Below are 15,640 nucleotides of genomic sequence, written 5' to 3'. Positions count from 1 at the left end.
TTTCATCACTGAGGAGTTTGGCCATGGCCGGAGGCAGTACCGCCGTAGAGGCACGATCAATCGACATGATTCCGCCGGGTGAGCGCCACGGCCACCCACGGGGTCAGTTCACCCTGTGGTTCGGTGCCAACGCGCAGATCACCGCCATCGTGGACGGCGCCCTCGCCGTGGTATTCGGGGCGGACGCTTTCTGGGCCATTGTGGGCCTGCTGGTGGGGAACCTGCTGGGCGGCGCCGTCATGGCCCTCCACTCTGCCCAGGGCCCCAAGCTGGGGCTGCCCCAGATGATTTCCAGCCGGGCCCAGTTCGGCGTCTACGGGGCCGTGATTCCGCTGGCACTGGTCATCCTGATGTACATCGGGTTCGCCTCCACCGGCACCGTCCTCTCGGGGCAGGCCATCAACCTCATGCTGGGAGTGGACACGCCCGCCGTCGGAATCCTCATCTTCGGTGCCGCAACCGCCCTGCTGGCCATCCTGGGCTATAAGTACATCCACGCGCTTGGCCGCATTGCCACCGTGCTGGGCCTGGCCGGCTTCCTCTACCTGACGTTCGCCGTCGCCACCAAGTTCGACGTCACCCAGGTGATGATGGTGAAGGGCTTCGAATGGCCCACCTTCCTCACCGCCGTCGCCCTGGGTGCCGGCTGGCAGCTGACGTTCGGACCGTACGTCGCTGACTACTCCCGCTACCTCCCGGCCTCCACCTCGGAGCGCAAGACGTTCTGGTACACCTTCGCCGGCTCGGTGGGCGGCGCCCAATGGGCCATGACCCTGGGCGCCCTGGCCGGCGGACTGTCCGCCGCCAAGCTGGGTGGGGACTTCCTGAAGAACCAGGTGGGGTACATGGGCGACCTCGCCGGCGGCGGCCTTGTCGCCGTCTTTATCTACCTGATGATCGTCACGGGCAAGCTGACGGTGAACTGCCTCAACGCCTACGGAGCCTTCATGTGCGGCGTGACCATCAGCACCGCCGTCAACCGCCGGGACACCGTCTCGAAGGCCGTCCGGATCGCGTTCATCGTGGCGGTCATCGGCGCCAGCGTGCTCATCGCGCTGTTCGCCAGCAAGGACTTCCTGAACCTGTTCAAGAACTTCGTCCTCCTCCTGCTGATGGTGTTCACGCCCTGGTCCGTGATCAACCTCGTGGACTACTACAAGATCTCCCGCGACCGGCTGGACATCCCCGCCCTCTACAACCCGGACGGCCGCTACGGCCGCTGGAACGCCGCGGCCCTGATGTCCTATGGAATCGGCGTCGTCATCCAGGTCCCGTTCCTGGCGCAGGCCCTGTACACCGGACCGGTCACCAAGCTGCTGGGCGGCGCTGACATCTCCTGGCTCGTGGGGATCGTGGCCACCCTCGCCGTCTACTACCCGTGGGCCAAGGCCACCAACCGCGCCCCGTCGGAGTCGATCTACCCGGCGGACAGGGTTGGGGAGCCGGCGGCCGCGGCAGTGCAGGGGTAGGCAGGCGGCCAAGGAAAGCACGACGGCGGTACGGGCGCAGGTGCCCTGGCCGCCGTCGGTGCCGGGCCGGGGCGGCCCGGCGCCTGCCAGCTAGAACGTGCCGGTGTTCGAACCGGCAGTGCCGGCGACGGCCACGCCAATGATGAACAGCAGCCAGAGTGCCCCGTAGCCCAGCAGGCAGAGGTAGCCCAGCACCAGGCCGGTGATGGACATCCCCTTGCCCGAGGGTTCCCGGCGCAGGGCCAGGTGGCCGGTGATGATGGCGGCGAACTGGGGCAGCAACAGCCACCCCATGATCACCGATGCGATGCCGCAGACCATGCTGGCGATGCTCAGCGTCTTGGGTTCCACCTGCTGGCCGTAATAGGACGGCTGGCCGAAGTACTGGGGCTGGCCATACTGGGCCTGGCTGTACGACCCTTGACCGTACTGCGCTTGGCTGTACTGCCCTTGGCCGTACTGCGGCTGGCCATATTGGGCAGCCTGGTTGTTCCGGGCCTGCCCGTATTGGGATTGGCCGTATTGGGATTGGCCGTAGCCGGCGCCGTACTGGGCCGGCGGCTGGTACCCGGGCCACGGCGAACCGCCGGGCTGGTTTTCGGGACGCTGGTAGTCGGGCCCCTGGGATGGCTGGTTGCTCATGGTTTCTCCCCTGTAAATCTGGCTACAGCCTACTTCAGTGCAGGACCAGCCGGACGGCCAGGACCACCATCAGGACGCCGATGGCGGCGTCGATCCACCGCCAGGTCCGGGGGCTCGAGAGAACCCGGGCCAGTGCCCGCGCCCCGTACCCGAGGGCCGTGAACCACAGGACGCTTCCGGCCACGGCGCCGGCGGCAAAGGTCCAGCGCAGGCCGGGGCCCTGCTGGTTGGCGAGGCTGCCCAGCAGCACCACGGTGTCCAGGTAGACATGTGGGTTGAGGAAGGTCAGGGCAGCCGTGGTTGCGAGGACCGAAGTCCTGGACCGGGGCGCCTGCTCCGTCAGCACCCCAGGCTTCGCCGCTGCCAGGAAGGACCGCACCGCGAACCACAGCAGGTAGGCGGCTCCGGCCCAGCGCAGGACTTCCAGCACTGCCGGGAATTGGGTGACCAGCGCACCGATTCCGGCGGTTCCGGCAACGATCAGCAGGGCGTCGCCGGCCATGCAGACAGCCACCACCGCCCCGATATGTTCCCGGCGGATGCCCTGGCGCAGCACGAAGGCGTTCTGGGCGCCGATCGCCACGATCAGGGCCAGCCCGGTCAGCGTTCCGGTGATTCCTGCAGTCCACATCCCATGACCATAGGATCCTGCAGTATCTGTAGACAAATAACGGATTCTTGCTTGTCCTTAGAATATCTTCATGAACCTGGAGCACCTGAAAGCCCTCGTCGCCGTCATCGACGAAGGAACGTTTGAGGCGGCGGCAGACCTGCTCCGCGTCACTCCGTCCGCCGTAAGCCAGCGCATCAAGGCGCTGGAGACATCCGTGGGGCAGGTCCTGGTGCGCCGCCGGCTGCCCTGCACCACCACCGGCGCCGGCGCGCTCCTGCTGCGGATGGCCCGCCAGGTGCAGGTGCTGGAGGCGGAGACCGCGGCGGCACTGGGAGCAGCGTCGGGCCCGCGCGTCCACCTGCCCGTAGCAGTCAACGCGGACTCGTTGGCCACGTGGTTCGTCCCCGTCCTGCACCGGGCCGCCGCCTGGGGGGACTCTGCCCTCGACCTGCACGTGGAGGACCAGGGCTACAGCAGCCAGCTGCTCCGCGACGGCACGGTGATGGGCGCGGTGACCTCCGACCCCGTGCCGGTAAGCGGCTGCCGCGTGGAACTGCTGGGGTCCATGCGCTACATCCCGGTGGCCACTCCGGGGCTGCGCCGGTCCTTTTCCGGCCCGGGAGGACTGGACTGGGCGGCCATGCCGGTCCTGAAGTTCAACGCAAAGGACACCCTCCAGCAGCAACTGCTCGCCGCGAAGGGCGTGCAGCAGGCTCCGCCCACGCATACCGTGCCTTCATCCCAGGGGTTCCTCGCGGCCGTCAGGGCCGGCCTGGGCTGGGGAATGATTCCGGAGCTCCAGCTCTCGGGCGAACTGGCAGACGGCGCCCTGGTCCGGCTGGAGGAAGCGGCCCACCAGGATGTTGCCCTCTACTGGCAGGCCTGGTCCCTCGATTCACACCGGCTCGCGCGGATCGGGACGGCGGTCCGCGAGGCCGCCACGGAGCAACTGCGCCCCGGGACGGGGCAGGAGCCTAGCGGGCCAAGTAGGGCAGGAAGTACACGGCAAAAATGACGAAGGCAGCCAGCAGCGCCAGCTTGGCTCCGCTGGTCCCGCCGTGCTGCTGTGCCCTGGCGTTCCGGCCGTGGCGCCAATGCCCGGCCGGTGCACCGGCATGGTGCCCTGCCTGGACGTCCCGTGGCGGCAGGGCACGGCCTGCCGGGTGCCGGGCTACGCTGTGGGCCCGGGCGGCGTCCTTGGCGGCCTTGCCTCCCGGGCCCGCGGCGGGACCGGCCGGGCTCGCGGCGGGACCGGCCGGGGGCAGGGCTCCCGCCGGGCGCACCACGGTTCCCGGGCGCACGTTTCGCAGGGCAGTGATGCCGGGCTCCTGCTCGTGCGTGAGCTGCCGGCCCAAGTCCTCGTACAGGCCCACCACGGCCTGCTGGTCCAGCACTGCCGGCAGCGACTCGATCGCCGGGACCACCCGCTCCGAACCGGCCACGGCCACGTCCGAGTCGGTGATGCCAAAAAGGTCGGGCTGCGCAGCCATGCAGATCAGTGGACGGACCAGCCTGCGGTGCGGCGGAGCCAGCACCGAGGCGACGGCAGCGCACTGCGCCAAGGCACCTTCCACGGCCTGGGTACGCGCATAACGGCCCTGCCACAGCACTCCGGAAGCCACCTGGACCTCTCCGGTCCAGTCCTTCGAATCCACCACCACCACGCCACCCGGCCCCACCAGGACGTGGTCAAGGGTGGCCTTGGGCCTCCCCGGCCAATAAACGTCATGGAGCACGTACCAGCCGCGGGGAACCAGCTCGCTGAGCTTCTCGGCCACTGTCCGTTCCCCCACCGCGCCGGTATCCCAAGCCCTGGTGGAGTGTTCGGCCTCATCCAGCCGGCGCTTCAGCCGTGCCACGCGCTCGGCAGCAAGCCTGGACTGCTCCGCTGCCCCGTCTCCTGCCCCCATTGGACGTCCCCGTTTCCTTGCCCGAACCGTCCAAGGCGGCGGCCCTCCGTCGTCCGTTCCATTCGGTTGTTTTCGTGGAATTTCCTTGAAATTAGCAGTGGGCGGAAGGGCCGGTATATAGGTACTTTTGCGGCCGTGTACTCAGGTGCACTACTTGGCTCGCGTACGTCACGGCAGGTCACAGCGTCCGGATTCTGGGCGGGTCGTTTTGACTCCTGCCAGCTTCTGGCATGCTGGAGCCATGGCTAGCCGCGCGGGTACAGTTGCCCAACCCCAGGACCTTGTTGACATCACTGCGCTCCTTGACGCGTACTATGACATCGCGCCGGACCTGGGTGATCCCGGCCAGCGCGTTGTGTTCGGAACCTCTGGGCACCGCGGGTCCAGCCTGAAGGCCTCCTTCAACGAACAGCACATCGTGGCCATCACCCAGGCAATCGTGGAATACCGGGCTGCCCAGGGTGTCACCGGTCCGCTGTTCCTGGCCAAGGACACCCACGCACTGAGCGAACCGGCACAGAACTCGGCCCTCGAGGTCCTCGCCGCCAACGGCGTCCAGGTATTGGTGGATGCCCGGCACGGCTACACCCCCACCCCGGCCCTGAGCCACGCGATCCTCACGTACAACCGGAAGGCCGCGCCCGGCGCCCCGCAGGCTGACGGCATCGTGGTGACCCCCAGCCACAACCCGCCGGCCGACGGCGGCTTCAAGTACAACCCCCCGCACGGCGGCCCGGCCGACTCGGACGCCACGGGCTGGATCGCCAACCGCGCCAATGAGCTGCTGGAAAACGGCCTGCGCGGCGTGAAGCGGATCCCGCTGGCCGACGCGCAATCGGCGGAGACCACTGGCAAGTTCGACTTCCTCTCCAGCTACGTGGACGACCTTCCGTCCGTCCTGAACCTGGACGCCATCCGCGAGGCCGGCGTCCGGATCGGTGCCGACCCCATGGGCGGGGCCTCCGTGGACTACTGGGGCGAGATCGCCGAGCGCCACCACCTGGACCTCACCGTGGTGAACCCCACCGTGGACCCGCAGTGGGCGTTCATGACGCTGGACTGGGACGAGAAGATCCGCATGGACTGCTCCTCGCCATCCGCCATGGCCTCATTGATCCAACGGATGTCCGCAGGCGGATCCGCCTTCGATATCGCCACAGGCAACGACGCCGACGCAGACCGCCACGGCATCGTCACCCCTGACGGCGGGCTGATGAACCCCAACCACTACCTCGCCGTGGCCATCGACTACCTGTACCGCAACCGCAGCGGCTGGAACCCGGACTCGGTAGTGGGCAAGACGCTGGTGTCCTCTTCCATCATCGACCGGGTGGCGCAGAGCCTGGGCCGCAAGCTCGTCGAGGTCCCGGTGGGCTTCAAGTGGTTCGTGCCCGGCCTGCTCTCGGGTGAAGGCGCGTTCGGCGGCGAGGAATCCGCCGGCGCCTCCTTCAACAAGCTGGACGGCAGCGTGTGGACCACGGACAAGGACGGCATCCTGCTGGCCCTGCTGGCGTCCGAGATCACCGCGGTGACGGGCAAGTCCCCGTCGCAGCTGTACAAGGGCCTGACCGACCAGTTCGGGGCCCCGGTATACGCCCGGATCGACGCCGCCGCCACGCGCGAGCAGAAGGCAAAGCTGGGCAAGCTGTCCGCCGCTGACGTGACCGCCACGTCGCTGGCGGGCGAGGAAATCACTGCCAAGCTCACCGAAGCCCCCGGCAACGGCGCAGCCATCGGCGGCCTGAAGGTGGTCACGGAGAACGCCTGGTTCGCCGCCCGGCCGTCCGGCACGGAGGACGTGTACAAGATCTACGCCGAGTCCTTTAAGGGCGAAGAGCACCTGAAGCAGGTGCAGGCCGAGGCCAAGGCGCTGGTGGACAGCGTCATCGCCTAGCTTCCACCTTCGCGGCTCCACAGCCGGAGGACGCGCCTGATGGTGTGGTTGCCGCCGGGGGCCATATCCACCAGGGCAACGCGGTCAAGCACGACGGCGTCGCCCGGGTGGAGGCGCTTGGCGCCGGCTCCTGTGGTGCCTTGGTGGGAGACGTGCGGCCGGTAGCCGGTAAGGGTGTGGCCCGGCGTGAGGATCCTTCCCTCCACGACCGGGACCAGCTTCACCAACTGCTCGTGCAGTTCCTGCAGGGCGGCATGCGGTTGCACGAGGTTGACGGGGACCGATCCGTTGCGGCCGAAGCCGGCTTCCTCCCCTATGGTCAGCGGGGCACCAAGCGCTGCCGTGGCAGCACCGTCCGCCAGCCCGGCGATGCGCTCGGCGACGTCCCCGCTCTCCTGGCTCCCGGCGTCGAACCTTACGTCGAACCGCAGCAAAGTGATGTGCAGCGGCCACTCCGTCCGCGGGAAGACCTGGCCCTCGGCCACGGGTTCCACAAAGGCCACAAAGATCAGGTTTCGGACCGGCATGGCCCCAGTCTCCCACCTGCCCCGGTCCAGACGCCCCATCACCTCCCGCCCTTAAAACCCAAACGCCCCACCAGTAGGTGATAGGGCGTTGGGAAAAAGGGGGCCGGAAGTGATGGCGCGTCGGGAAGGTTAGACGGTGCGGACGGCGTCGTCGTAGGAGTACTTGGGCTTTGCCTCGCCCCAGGCTTCCTCACCGGGCTGGCCTATGTTGACCACCAGGAAGCTCTTCTGGTCGCCGGCCGGGAAGAAGGCGGCGTCGATCGCGGCGAAGTCGGCGCCGGTCATGGGACCTGCGGCGAAGCCGAGCGAGCGGACGGCCAGGATGAAGTAGCCGGCCTGGAGGTGGGCGTTGTTGTTGCCCGTGGCGGCCGCGAGGGCGGGATCGGCGTCGTACATGGCCTTGGGGGCGTTGTAGCCGGGAAGGAAGTTATCCCACTTGCCGGCCCAGTCGGTGTCGTAGCTGAGGATGGCCACGAGCGGGGCGGAGGCGGTCTTGGCCTGGTTGCCGCGGGACAAAGCGTCCACCAGGGTAGCCCGTGCCTCGGCGGAGCGGACGTAGGTGACGCGCAGCGGCTGGGAGTTGAAGGCGGTGGGGCCGAACTTGGTGAGCTCATAGATGGCCTGGGCCTGCTCCTCGGTCACCTCGCCGGTGAAGGAGTTGGCGGTGCGGGCCTGGGCGAAAATAGCGTCCACGGCTGCCGAATCGATAACCGCTTCTTCATGGGCAATGGTCATTGGCGTACCTTTCGCTGCGGGTCACCCGCCTGCCGCGGTGGCCCCTGATTGCTTTCCATAGTTGCAACTTCAACCGACCATCGGCTCTTCCCACATCCGGGGTGACCTTGGCCACAGCGGGTGCGCGGGAAAACTTGGCGGTATTCTGGACCGAGTTGATCTTCGCCCCCTCGCGGCACCCCCTGAAAGGCATTCCTTCCCATGAGCATGCTCGGAATCAAATGGAAGCTGCACGGCACCGGCAAAACCATCAAGCCCGGCCAGGTGGTGGCCCCCGATGAGCGCCTGGCGTGGCCCCTGACCATCGGCGTGGGCATGCAGCACGTGGTCGCCATGTTCGGCGCCACCTTCCTGGTTCCCATCATCACCGGGATGCCGCCCGCCACCACACTGTTCTTCTCCGGCATCGGCACACTGCTGTTCCTGGTGGTCACCAAGGGCCGGGTGCCCAGCTACCTGGGTTCGAGCTTTGCGTTCATCGCCCCCATCACCGCCTCGCAGGCCCAGTTCGGGATTCCCGGTGCCCTTGGCGGCGTGGTGCTGGCAGGCGCCACCCTGGCCCTGGTGGGTGCGGTGGTGCAGAAGTTCGGCGCCGGCTGGATCAACCGGCTGATGCCTCCCATTGTCACCGGCGCCATCGTGGCGCTGATCGGGCTGAACCTGGCCCCGGCGGCCAAACAGAACTTCGACGCCGCCCCCATCACCGCCCTGGTCACGCTTGTCACCATCATCCTGGTCAGCGTCCTGTTCCGCGGGATCCTGGGCCGGCTCAGCATCCTGGTGGGCGTGGTGGTCGGGTACCTGGTGGCCATGCTCCGCGGCGAGGTGAAGTACGACAAGATGGACGCCGCCGCCTGGGTGGGCCTGCCGCACTTCCAGACTCCCGAGTTCCACATCGGCGTCCTGGGCCTGTTCGTCCCGGTAGTACTGGTGCTGGTGGCGGAGAACATCGGCCACGTGAAGTCCGTGGCCGCCATGACGGGGCAGAACCTGGACGGCGTCTCCGGACGGGCGCTGATGGCAGACGGTGCCGCGACGGTCCTGGCCGGGTTCGGCGGGGGTTCGGGCACCACCACCTACGCGGAAAACATCGGCGTCATGGCAGCCACCAAGGTGTATTCGACGGCGGCCTACTGGGTGGCGGGCATGTTCGCCATCCTGCTCAGCTTCTCGCCGAAGTTCGGCGAACTGATTGCCACCGTCCCGGCCGGCGTGCTGGGCGGCGCGGCCACCATGCTGTACGGCATGATCGGCATCCTTGGCGTGAAGATCTGGGTCCAGAGCAAGGTGAACTTCTCCAATCCCGTCAACCTGACCACCGCCGCCGTGGCCCTGATCATCGGCATCGCCGACTACACCTGGACCATCGGGGACCTGAAGTTCACCGGCATCGCCCTCGGTTCCGCTGCCGCCCTGGTGATCTACCACGGCATGAAGGCCATCGCGAAGGCGCGTGGAACGGTGGCCGAGCCCGAAACGGAACAGGGCGTCCTGCCGCCCGCCGTGAAGTCGGCGCTGAACGCAGCCGCGAAGCGGGCTCCGAAAAAGCGTTGAGGCTGGATACAGCGGGGCAGCCCTGAGGGCACGGTATAGGTTGGAAGGACGTTTCAAGCACTACGTTCGGGGGATCCATGCTTGAGAGTTTCATGCGCCTGCCGCGGCCAACACCGCCGGCAAACCACGGCCACGTCCAGCAGTCCGACCTGCCGCCGGAGCAGATCCATACCCTGGACCCGGTGCCCAGAGGCCGCTTGGCGGCCTGCGTAATCGCATTCCTTCTGGGCAGCTGGATGCTAGCAGTACCCGTGGCGCTCATTGACCAGCTCAAGGACGCTCCCGGGCCCGGGGCTGCCATTGTTTCCGGGATCGTCATCGCCCTTGGCGTGGCCACGGCCGGCCTCGCGGGTTTCCTCTTTTTCAACGCCAGGGACCGCCGGAGGCCGTTGTCCTTCGCCCTCATCGCCGCCCTGGCTGGAACTATCGGTGCCGCGCTCGTGTCAGCCACCAGCCCCGGATACGGGTGGCTGCTGGCCTTCCCGGCCATTGTGGCAGGGATCCCCGCGCTGCTCGCGCTGGCCAGGGACGCCCGCAGGTCCTGAAGCAGGATTGCCCGCGGCTAGGCTGCCTGCCCTTCCGGCGCGGTCCCGTCAGGGGCGCCAGAATTTCCGCCCGCAACGGGATGCCCCGGCGGGAACGGTCCGGGGAGGCCACGGCCAAACACGGGTCCCGGCTGCGGCCGCTTCGCCGCCAGTCCGTCAGCATGCCGGGGAAGCAACTGCTTTAGTACCCATGGCATAAAGTACTGGCGCGCCCACACCAGGTCCTCGGCCCGGGCCTGTGTCCAGCCGTGAGCCGGAAGCGGCCGCGGCTGCAGGGGTTTCAGCGGGTGCGCCACCTTCAGTGCGTTGAGGGTGGCCACGGCAACGGAGTGGTGGCCCAGCGGGGACAGGTGAAGGCGGTCCGGGTCCCACATCACTGCGTGCTGGAGCTCCGGCAGGCACCACAGGTCCACCATGATGGCGTGGTGCCGGGCGCCGATCCTGTGCAGGTGCTCGTTGTAGATCGCCACCCGTCCGCGGATCTTGCCAAAGACGGGGGTGTCGCCCCAGTCCGGACCGGCGTACAGCAGGACGGTGGCACCGGTGGCTGACAGGATGCCGACGGCTTCGTCGATCTTTTCCGCCAGCTTGTCCGGGTCTCCATGCCGGAACACAATGTCGTTGCCGCCGCCGGACATGGCGATCAGGTCCGGCTTCAGCGCCAGCGCCGGCTCCAGCTGCACATCGAGGATCTGCTTCAGGAGCATGCCGCGGATCGCAAGGTTGGCATACGCGAAGTCCGGCTGGCCGTCGGCGAGTTCTTCCGCCACCCGGTCCGCCCATCCCCGGAGGCCGCCCAGGCTGTTCGGCTCGGGGTCGCCGATTCCTTCGGTGTAGGAGTCCCCCAAGGCAACGAACCGGTGCCAGGGGTGCCTCTCCGGTCCTGCTGCGACGGGGCGCAGTTCCTGCTTCTCTATGGTCATGCTGTCCTCCCTTCAGCCGCGGGCGGGGGTTCCCTCCCTGCCGCAGCATCCTTACGGGGCGACGTTCCGGTTGGAAAGTCCCGCCCCGCCGCCGACGGCCGCGGAAGTTCCGCCACGCCGTCGTACGTTTCCTGCCGCAGCCCCGAAGGCTGCCCGGCCCCGCGGTCCACACCGACGGGGGCCACGACGTTCAGTGCCGCATCCCGCAGGTCCATTTCGTGGTGCAGCGCCTGCGTCTGCAGGAACCGCAGCGCGCCCTCGCGGGTGAGCCCGTATTCGTTCATGAGGCTGCGTACCGCCAGGTCCACCAGGACCAGGGAGCTTTGGACGACGGCGAGACCCGCCGTTGCTTCCGCGCGCTCGGCGGTGCGGACCACAACCCGCAGGGCGCGCGATACCTGGCGGGCATAGCTTTGGCTCAGCACCAGGTCATCGCTGGTGAAGGCGTGCGCGGAGGCCGCGTAAAGGGTGATGGCAGCGCTGGTGGCGCCTTCGCTGAGGATGGGGACCGAGAGCAGGGACTGCACGCCATGGACAGCGGCGGCACTGGAGTAGCCGGGCCACCGCCGGTCGCGGCCCAGGTCCGAGAGCAAGACGAATGCCCCGGTACGCAGGGCTTCCATAACCGGTCCGTCGGCAAACGAGCATTGTTCCCGGTCAGCCTCGCGGGCCTGCTCAGAGCTGGCAGCGAGGGTGCGCGCTTTTCCCAAGCGGAAAAGGGTGGCCGCCCAGCCGATGCTCCGGCGCTCACCTTTGATGCCCGCCATGAAGTCGCGGGTGACTTCCCAGAGGTAGTCCTCGACGTCCTTGCTGTCGAACACCGGCTCTGGGGTAACTGGAAGCGGTCCCCAGCCAACCTGCCCCGAGGGATCAGCGGCCATGTTCCAGCCCTGCTATCAGCGCTTCGGCCCACTGCAAAACCTTTGCTCTAAGAATACGACCGCATGGCGCGTTAGTGGGGGAATCGGGCAAAAGAAGGGGGAGGCAGATTCGCCGAACGGGGCGGGCGTGGATAGGCTTCTACGCACCGTTGCGCCGCCGGCGGGAGAAGGAGCCGTGTTGTGGATACCCGGAAACTGAAGTACTTCCTCGCGGTGGTTGACCACGGCGGATTCAACCGCGCGGCCGAACACCTGCTGATCGCCCAGCCTTCCCTTTCCCAGACCATCGCCGGACTCGAAAAGGAGCTCGGCGTTCCCCTGTTTCACAGGATTGGGCGCAGGGCTGTCCTCAGCGATGCCGGCAAGGAGTTGGTGGGGCCGGCGCGGCTGGTGATGCGCGACCTGGACGCGGCCCGGTCTGCCGTGCAGGCCCTTAGGGGCATCCGCAGCGGGCAACTGGACATCATCACCATGCCCTCCCCGGGAATCGAGCCATTGACCTCCATGATTGCGGCGTTCTCCCGGTCGTACCCGTCCGTCCGGTTGAATGTTGGAGCAGCGTTCACCCCGGAGGAAGTGATCGAATCCGTGCGCAGCGGCAGCACTGAGATCGGCCTGGCGGGTTCGCCCACCGCCATCCGTGTTCCCGGCGTGGAGGTCCTGGAGCTGGAGCGCCAGCCCCTGATCCTCATCGTCAATCCCCAGGCCGACGCATTTGGGGCCGGCGACGCCATTGCTCGGGAGGACCTCGGCGGCCACCGCCTGATTGCCAGCCAGCGGGGCTCCCTCATGCGGTGGCTTGTCGATGACGCCCTGGCCCACGGCATCGACGTCGAAATCGTGGTGGAAGTGGCGCACCGGACCTCCATCCTCCCCCTCGTGCTCGCCGGCGTGGGGCACGCGGTGATGCCGTCGTCGTGGGCGCCCACTGCGCACAAGGCAGGCCTGCGCACGTTCCTGATCGAACCGGTGTCCCACCTTGAGGTGGCCATCCTCAGCCGCAAGGAAGGCCTCACTCCGGCCGCCCGCGCCTTCCTGCAGGTGGCCGCGCAGCACGTCTCCGGCTGATCCCCATCGATTGCTGGGTAAACGCCGTTTTGGGCGCCCATAACGACGTTTACCCAGCAATCGATTGCTGATAGGCCATGCCTATCTAGCGGATCGAATCTTGGTCTTGGACGCTAATGGACCGCCGACCGTCTACTTGAAGAGGAAGACAACAGTGTGAGCCCCGCAACAGGGCTGCACTGCCCACACTCAACGAGGAGGCAGCCACATGGGCGCCAACCAGACATTCAGCATCGCTTCAATCCCCGCGGACGGCGTGGGCAAGGAAGTGGTCGCCGCCGGGCGCCGCGTCCTGGACGCCCTCGCCGAGCATTCCAACGGCAAGTTCGCCTTCGACTGGACCGAGTTCCCCTGGGGCTCCGAGTACTACGCCAGGACGGGCCAGATGATGGACCCCAAGGGCCTGGAAGCCCTGAAGGACTTCGACGCCATCTACTTCGGCGCCGTTGGCTGGGAAAACGTCCCGGACCACATCAGCCTCTGGGGCCTGCGCCTGAACATCACGCAGAACTTTGACCAGTGGGCCAACATCCGCCCCGTGAAATTCCTCCCGGGCGTGCAGTCGCCGCTGCGCAAAGCCGACAACACGGAACTTGACTGGGTGGTGGTCCGCGAAAACAGCGAAGGTGAGTACGCCGGGCTCGGTGGCCGGAACCTCAGCGGCCGCGGCCCGGGCAACGAGGTGGCCCTGCAGACCGCACTGTTCACGGAAAAGGGCTGCGAGCGCATCATGCGCTTCGCGTTCGACCTGGCCCGTACCCGCACCGTGAAGAAGGTGTCCTCGGTGACCAAGTCCAACGCCCAGCAGTACGGCATGGTCCTGTGGGACGAAGTGTTCAACCGTGTGGCCCTGGACTACCCGGACGTGCAGACCGAGAGTGTCCTGGTGGACGCCATGAGCGCCAAGTTCATCCTCAAGCCGGAGGACCTGTCCGTGGTGGTTGCCTCCAACCTGAACGCCGACATCCTCTCCGACCTGGGCTCGGCGCTGGCCGGCAGCCTGGGCCTGGCCGCCAGCGCCAACCTGAACCCGGAACGCCGGTTCCCGTCCATGTTCGAACCGGTCCACGGCTCCGCACCGGACATCGCGGGCCAAGGCATCAGCAACCCGATCGGCGCCATCGCCAGCGCAGCCCTGATGCTGGACCACTTCGGCCTGCACGAGGAAGCCCGCCGGGTGGAAGCCGCGATCGAAGCCGCCACCGGCTCCGGCCACCTGACCCGCGATGTTGGCGGCCAGGCAACCACCCAGGACGTGACCGAGGCCATCGTCAAGGCCCTGACACTGGCGCCGGCCGCGGTCTAAGGCAACGCGAACCAAGGCAGCATCAGCCAAAGGTAAGGTACGACGGCGGCGGGCCGGCCGCCGTCGTACCTCACCTTGGACAACCATCACCAGCACAATTCCGCGACATTCCAACAATGAGGTAGGAATCATGGACCACAACAGCACCGCCGCAGCTGCAACAGCGGCCCCGAAAACCCGCTGGTACCGGCAACTGTATTTCTGGGTACTGACAGCGATCGTCATCGGCATCCTGGTGGGCTGGCTCGCCCCGGCAACCGGCATCGCCATGGAACCGATCGGCACCACGTTCGTGAACGCCATGAAGATGCTCATCGGCCCCATCGTTTTCCTCACCATCGTGGGCGGCATCGCCAGCGTCGCCGACCTGAAGAAGGTGGGCATGACCGGGCTGAAGGCGCTGACGTACTTCCAGATCGGCACCATCTGCGCCCTGGCCTTCGGGCTGGTGGCCATCAACGTCTTCCGGCTGGGCGAAGGCGTCAACGCCGACCCCGGCAGCATCAAGACCTCCGACTCGGCCGCAAAGCTGATCGATGCCGGGCAGCACCAGGAATGGTGGCAATTCATCACCAACATCATCCCCACCAGCGTCGTGCAGCCGTTCGTGGCGGGTGACATCCTGCAGATCATCTTCATCGCGGTGGTCTTCGGAATCGCCCTGAACGCCATGGGCAAGGTAGGCACCCCTGTACTCGACGGCGTCCAGCGCCTCACCAGCGTCATGTTCAAGATCCTCGGCTTCATCATGAAAGCCGCACCGCTGGGCGCTTTCGGGGCCATGGCCTTCGCCGTGGGCAAATACGGCGTCTCCTCCCTCACCAGCATGGGCGGGCTCATCGCGCTCTTCTACGCCACCTCCATCCTGTTCGTGGTGGTGGTCCTGGGCTCGGTCATGGCCTTCCTGAAGCTGAACATCTTCACCATGATCAGGCACCTCAAAGAGGAATACATGCTCATCCTGGGCACCTCCACGGCCGAACCGGCGCTCCCCGGCCTGATGCGCAAGCTGGAGCACGCCGGTGTAAAGAAGGAGACCGTGGGCCTGGTAGTCCCCACCGGCTACAGCTTCAACCTCGACGGCGCCGCCATCTACCTCTCCCTGGCCGCCCTTTACATCGCCCAGGCCACCAACACCCACCTGAGCATCGGGCAGCAGCTGGGCCTGCTCGCCGTCATGCTGCTGACCTCCAAGGGCGCAGCCGGCGTGGCAGGCGGCGGCTTCATCGCCCTCACCGCCACCCTGGCCACCATCGGCACCATCCCGGCCGCGGGCATCATGCTCATCTTCGGCATCGACAAGTTCATGTCCGAGTGCCGCGCCCTGGTTAATTTCACCGGCAACGCCGTGGCCACCCTGTTTATCGCCTGGTGGGACCGCACCCTCGACGCCGACCGGGTCCGCCGCGTCTTCGCCGGCCAGGCAGTGGAACCACTGCCCCTGCAGGTTCCGGAACAGCGGAAGGGTTCCAGCCACCACGACGACGACCTCCACGGGGTGCCTGCGCCCGGGACGGCTTCACCCGTCGTCGAACCTTCCGACCGCCGCCCCGCCTATTCCGAAACGGTCTGA

Annotated in this window: 15 protein-coding genes; 8 read left to right on the top strand and 7 right to left on the bottom strand. The window is 67.2% G+C overall.

What is annotated here, in order from left to right:
• Positions 1-23: 23 nt before the first annotated feature.
• Complete coding sequence (locus ACFVTD_RS13720; protein ID WP_387563807.1) at positions 24-1,469, top strand: purine-cytosine permease family protein; 1,446 nt, start codon at positions 24-26, stop codon at positions 1,467-1,469.
• A 90-nt stretch (positions 1,470-1,559) separates the two neighbouring features.
• On the opposite strand, the gene ACFVTD_RS13715 is transcribed toward ACFVTD_RS13720, so the two are convergent.
• Positions 1,560-2,111 (bottom strand): DUF4190 domain-containing protein, encoded by a 552-nt coding sequence (locus tag ACFVTD_RS13715; protein ID WP_387563804.1) that lies wholly within the window; start codon positions 2,109-2,111, stop codon positions 1,560-1,562.
• Between the two features lie 34 nt (positions 2,112-2,145).
• Positions 2,146-2,742, bottom strand: coding sequence for a LysE/ArgO family amino acid transporter (locus ACFVTD_RS13710; protein WP_387563801.1), 597 nt, complete (start codon positions 2,740-2,742; stop codon positions 2,146-2,148).
• Between the two features lie 70 nt (positions 2,743-2,812).
• Here ACFVTD_RS13710 and ACFVTD_RS13705 point away from each other — a divergent pair, with 70 nt between their 5' ends.
• A complete protein-coding gene (locus tag ACFVTD_RS13705) occupies positions 2,813-3,739 on the top strand; it encodes a LysR family transcriptional regulator ArgP (RefSeq protein ID WP_387563798.1) in 927 nt (308 codons plus the stop codon).
• Here ACFVTD_RS13705 and ACFVTD_RS13700 read toward each other — a convergent pair.
• Complete coding sequence (locus tag ACFVTD_RS13700; RefSeq protein WP_387563794.1) at positions 3,699-4,634, bottom strand: nuclease-related domain-containing protein; 936 nt, start codon at positions 4,632-4,634, stop codon at positions 3,699-3,701. The genes ACFVTD_RS13705 and ACFVTD_RS13700 overlap by 41 nt on opposite strands.
• Before the next feature lie 241 nt (positions 4,635-4,875).
• Here ACFVTD_RS13700 and pgm point away from each other — a divergent pair, with 241 nt between their 5' ends.
• Positions 4,876-6,528, top strand: coding sequence for a phosphoglucomutase (alpha-D-glucose-1,6-bisphosphate-dependent) (gene pgm / locus ACFVTD_RS13695; protein WP_387563791.1), 1,653 nt, complete (start codon positions 4,876-4,878; stop codon positions 6,526-6,528).
• Here pgm and ACFVTD_RS13690 read toward each other — a convergent pair.
• A complete protein-coding gene (locus ACFVTD_RS13690) occupies positions 6,525-7,055 on the bottom strand; it encodes a 2'-5' RNA ligase family protein (RefSeq protein WP_387563788.1) in 531 nt (176 codons plus the stop codon). The two genes, pgm and ACFVTD_RS13690, sit on opposite strands and share 4 nt — an antisense overlap.
• A gap of 129 nt (positions 7,056-7,184) precedes the next feature.
• Positions 7,185-7,790 carry a malonic semialdehyde reductase gene (locus tag ACFVTD_RS13685; protein ID WP_387563785.1) on the bottom strand — a complete coding sequence of 202 codons (606 nt, stop codon included), beginning with the start codon at positions 7,788-7,790 and terminating at the stop codon, positions 7,185-7,187.
• Between the two features lie 201 nt (positions 7,791-7,991).
• Between ACFVTD_RS13685 and ACFVTD_RS13680 the strand changes: the two genes are divergently transcribed.
• Together ACFVTD_RS13680 and ACFVTD_RS13675 are read left to right on the top strand one after the other, a co-directional pair.
• On the top strand, positions 7,992-9,344 hold the full coding sequence (locus tag ACFVTD_RS13680; RefSeq protein ID WP_387563782.1) for a uracil-xanthine permease family protein: 1,353 nt from the start codon (positions 7,992-7,994) through the stop codon (positions 9,342-9,344).
• Positions 9,345-9,421: 77 nt separating this feature from the next.
• Complete coding sequence (locus ACFVTD_RS13675; RefSeq protein ID WP_387563779.1) at positions 9,422-9,889, top strand: hypothetical protein; 468 nt, start codon at positions 9,422-9,424, stop codon at positions 9,887-9,889.
• A gap of 17 nt (positions 9,890-9,906) precedes the next feature.
• Here ACFVTD_RS13675 and ACFVTD_RS13670 read toward each other — a convergent pair whose 3' ends face one another.
• Together ACFVTD_RS13670 and ACFVTD_RS13665 are read right to left on the bottom strand one after the other, a co-directional pair.
• On the bottom strand, positions 9,907-10,812 hold the full coding sequence (locus tag ACFVTD_RS13670) for an SGNH/GDSL hydrolase family protein (RefSeq protein WP_387563776.1): 906 nt from the start codon (positions 10,810-10,812) through the stop codon (positions 9,907-9,909).
• Complete coding sequence (locus tag ACFVTD_RS13665; RefSeq protein ID WP_387563773.1) at positions 10,809-11,693, bottom strand: GAF domain-containing protein; 885 nt, start codon at positions 11,691-11,693, stop codon at positions 10,809-10,811. Before ACFVTD_RS13665 ends, ACFVTD_RS13670 begins: the two co-directional genes overlap by 4 nt.
• Positions 11,694-11,873: 180 nt before the next feature.
• Between ACFVTD_RS13665 and ACFVTD_RS13660 the strand changes: the two genes are divergently transcribed.
• The 3 genes from ACFVTD_RS13660 (at position 11,874) to dctA (ending at position 15,640) form a co-directional block, all read left to right on the top strand.
• The gene (locus ACFVTD_RS13660) at positions 11,874-12,761 is read left to right on the top strand and encodes a LysR family transcriptional regulator (protein ID WP_387563770.1); all 888 of its coding nucleotides are present in this window, start codon (positions 11,874-11,876) and stop codon (positions 12,759-12,761) included.
• 208 nt (positions 12,762-12,969) lie between these two features.
• Positions 12,970-14,067 (top strand): tartrate dehydrogenase, encoded by a 1,098-nt coding sequence (locus ACFVTD_RS13655; RefSeq protein WP_387563767.1) that lies wholly within the window; start codon positions 12,970-12,972, stop codon positions 14,065-14,067.
• Positions 14,068-14,197: 130 nt separating this feature from the next.
• The gene (gene dctA, locus ACFVTD_RS13650; RefSeq protein WP_387563764.1) at positions 14,198-15,640 is read left to right on the top strand and encodes a C4-dicarboxylate transporter DctA; all 1,443 of its coding nucleotides are present in this window, start codon (positions 14,198-14,200) and stop codon (positions 15,638-15,640) included.

This window comes from Pseudarthrobacter sp. NPDC058119 (genome assembly GCF_042884655.1).
In the GTDB taxonomy this organism is placed as follows: domain Bacteria; phylum Actinomycetota; class Actinomycetes; order Actinomycetales; family Micrococcaceae; genus Arthrobacter.
The sequence above is the reverse complement of the archived record's forward strand: the minus strand, read 5'-3'. Positions and strand labels throughout refer to the sequence as shown.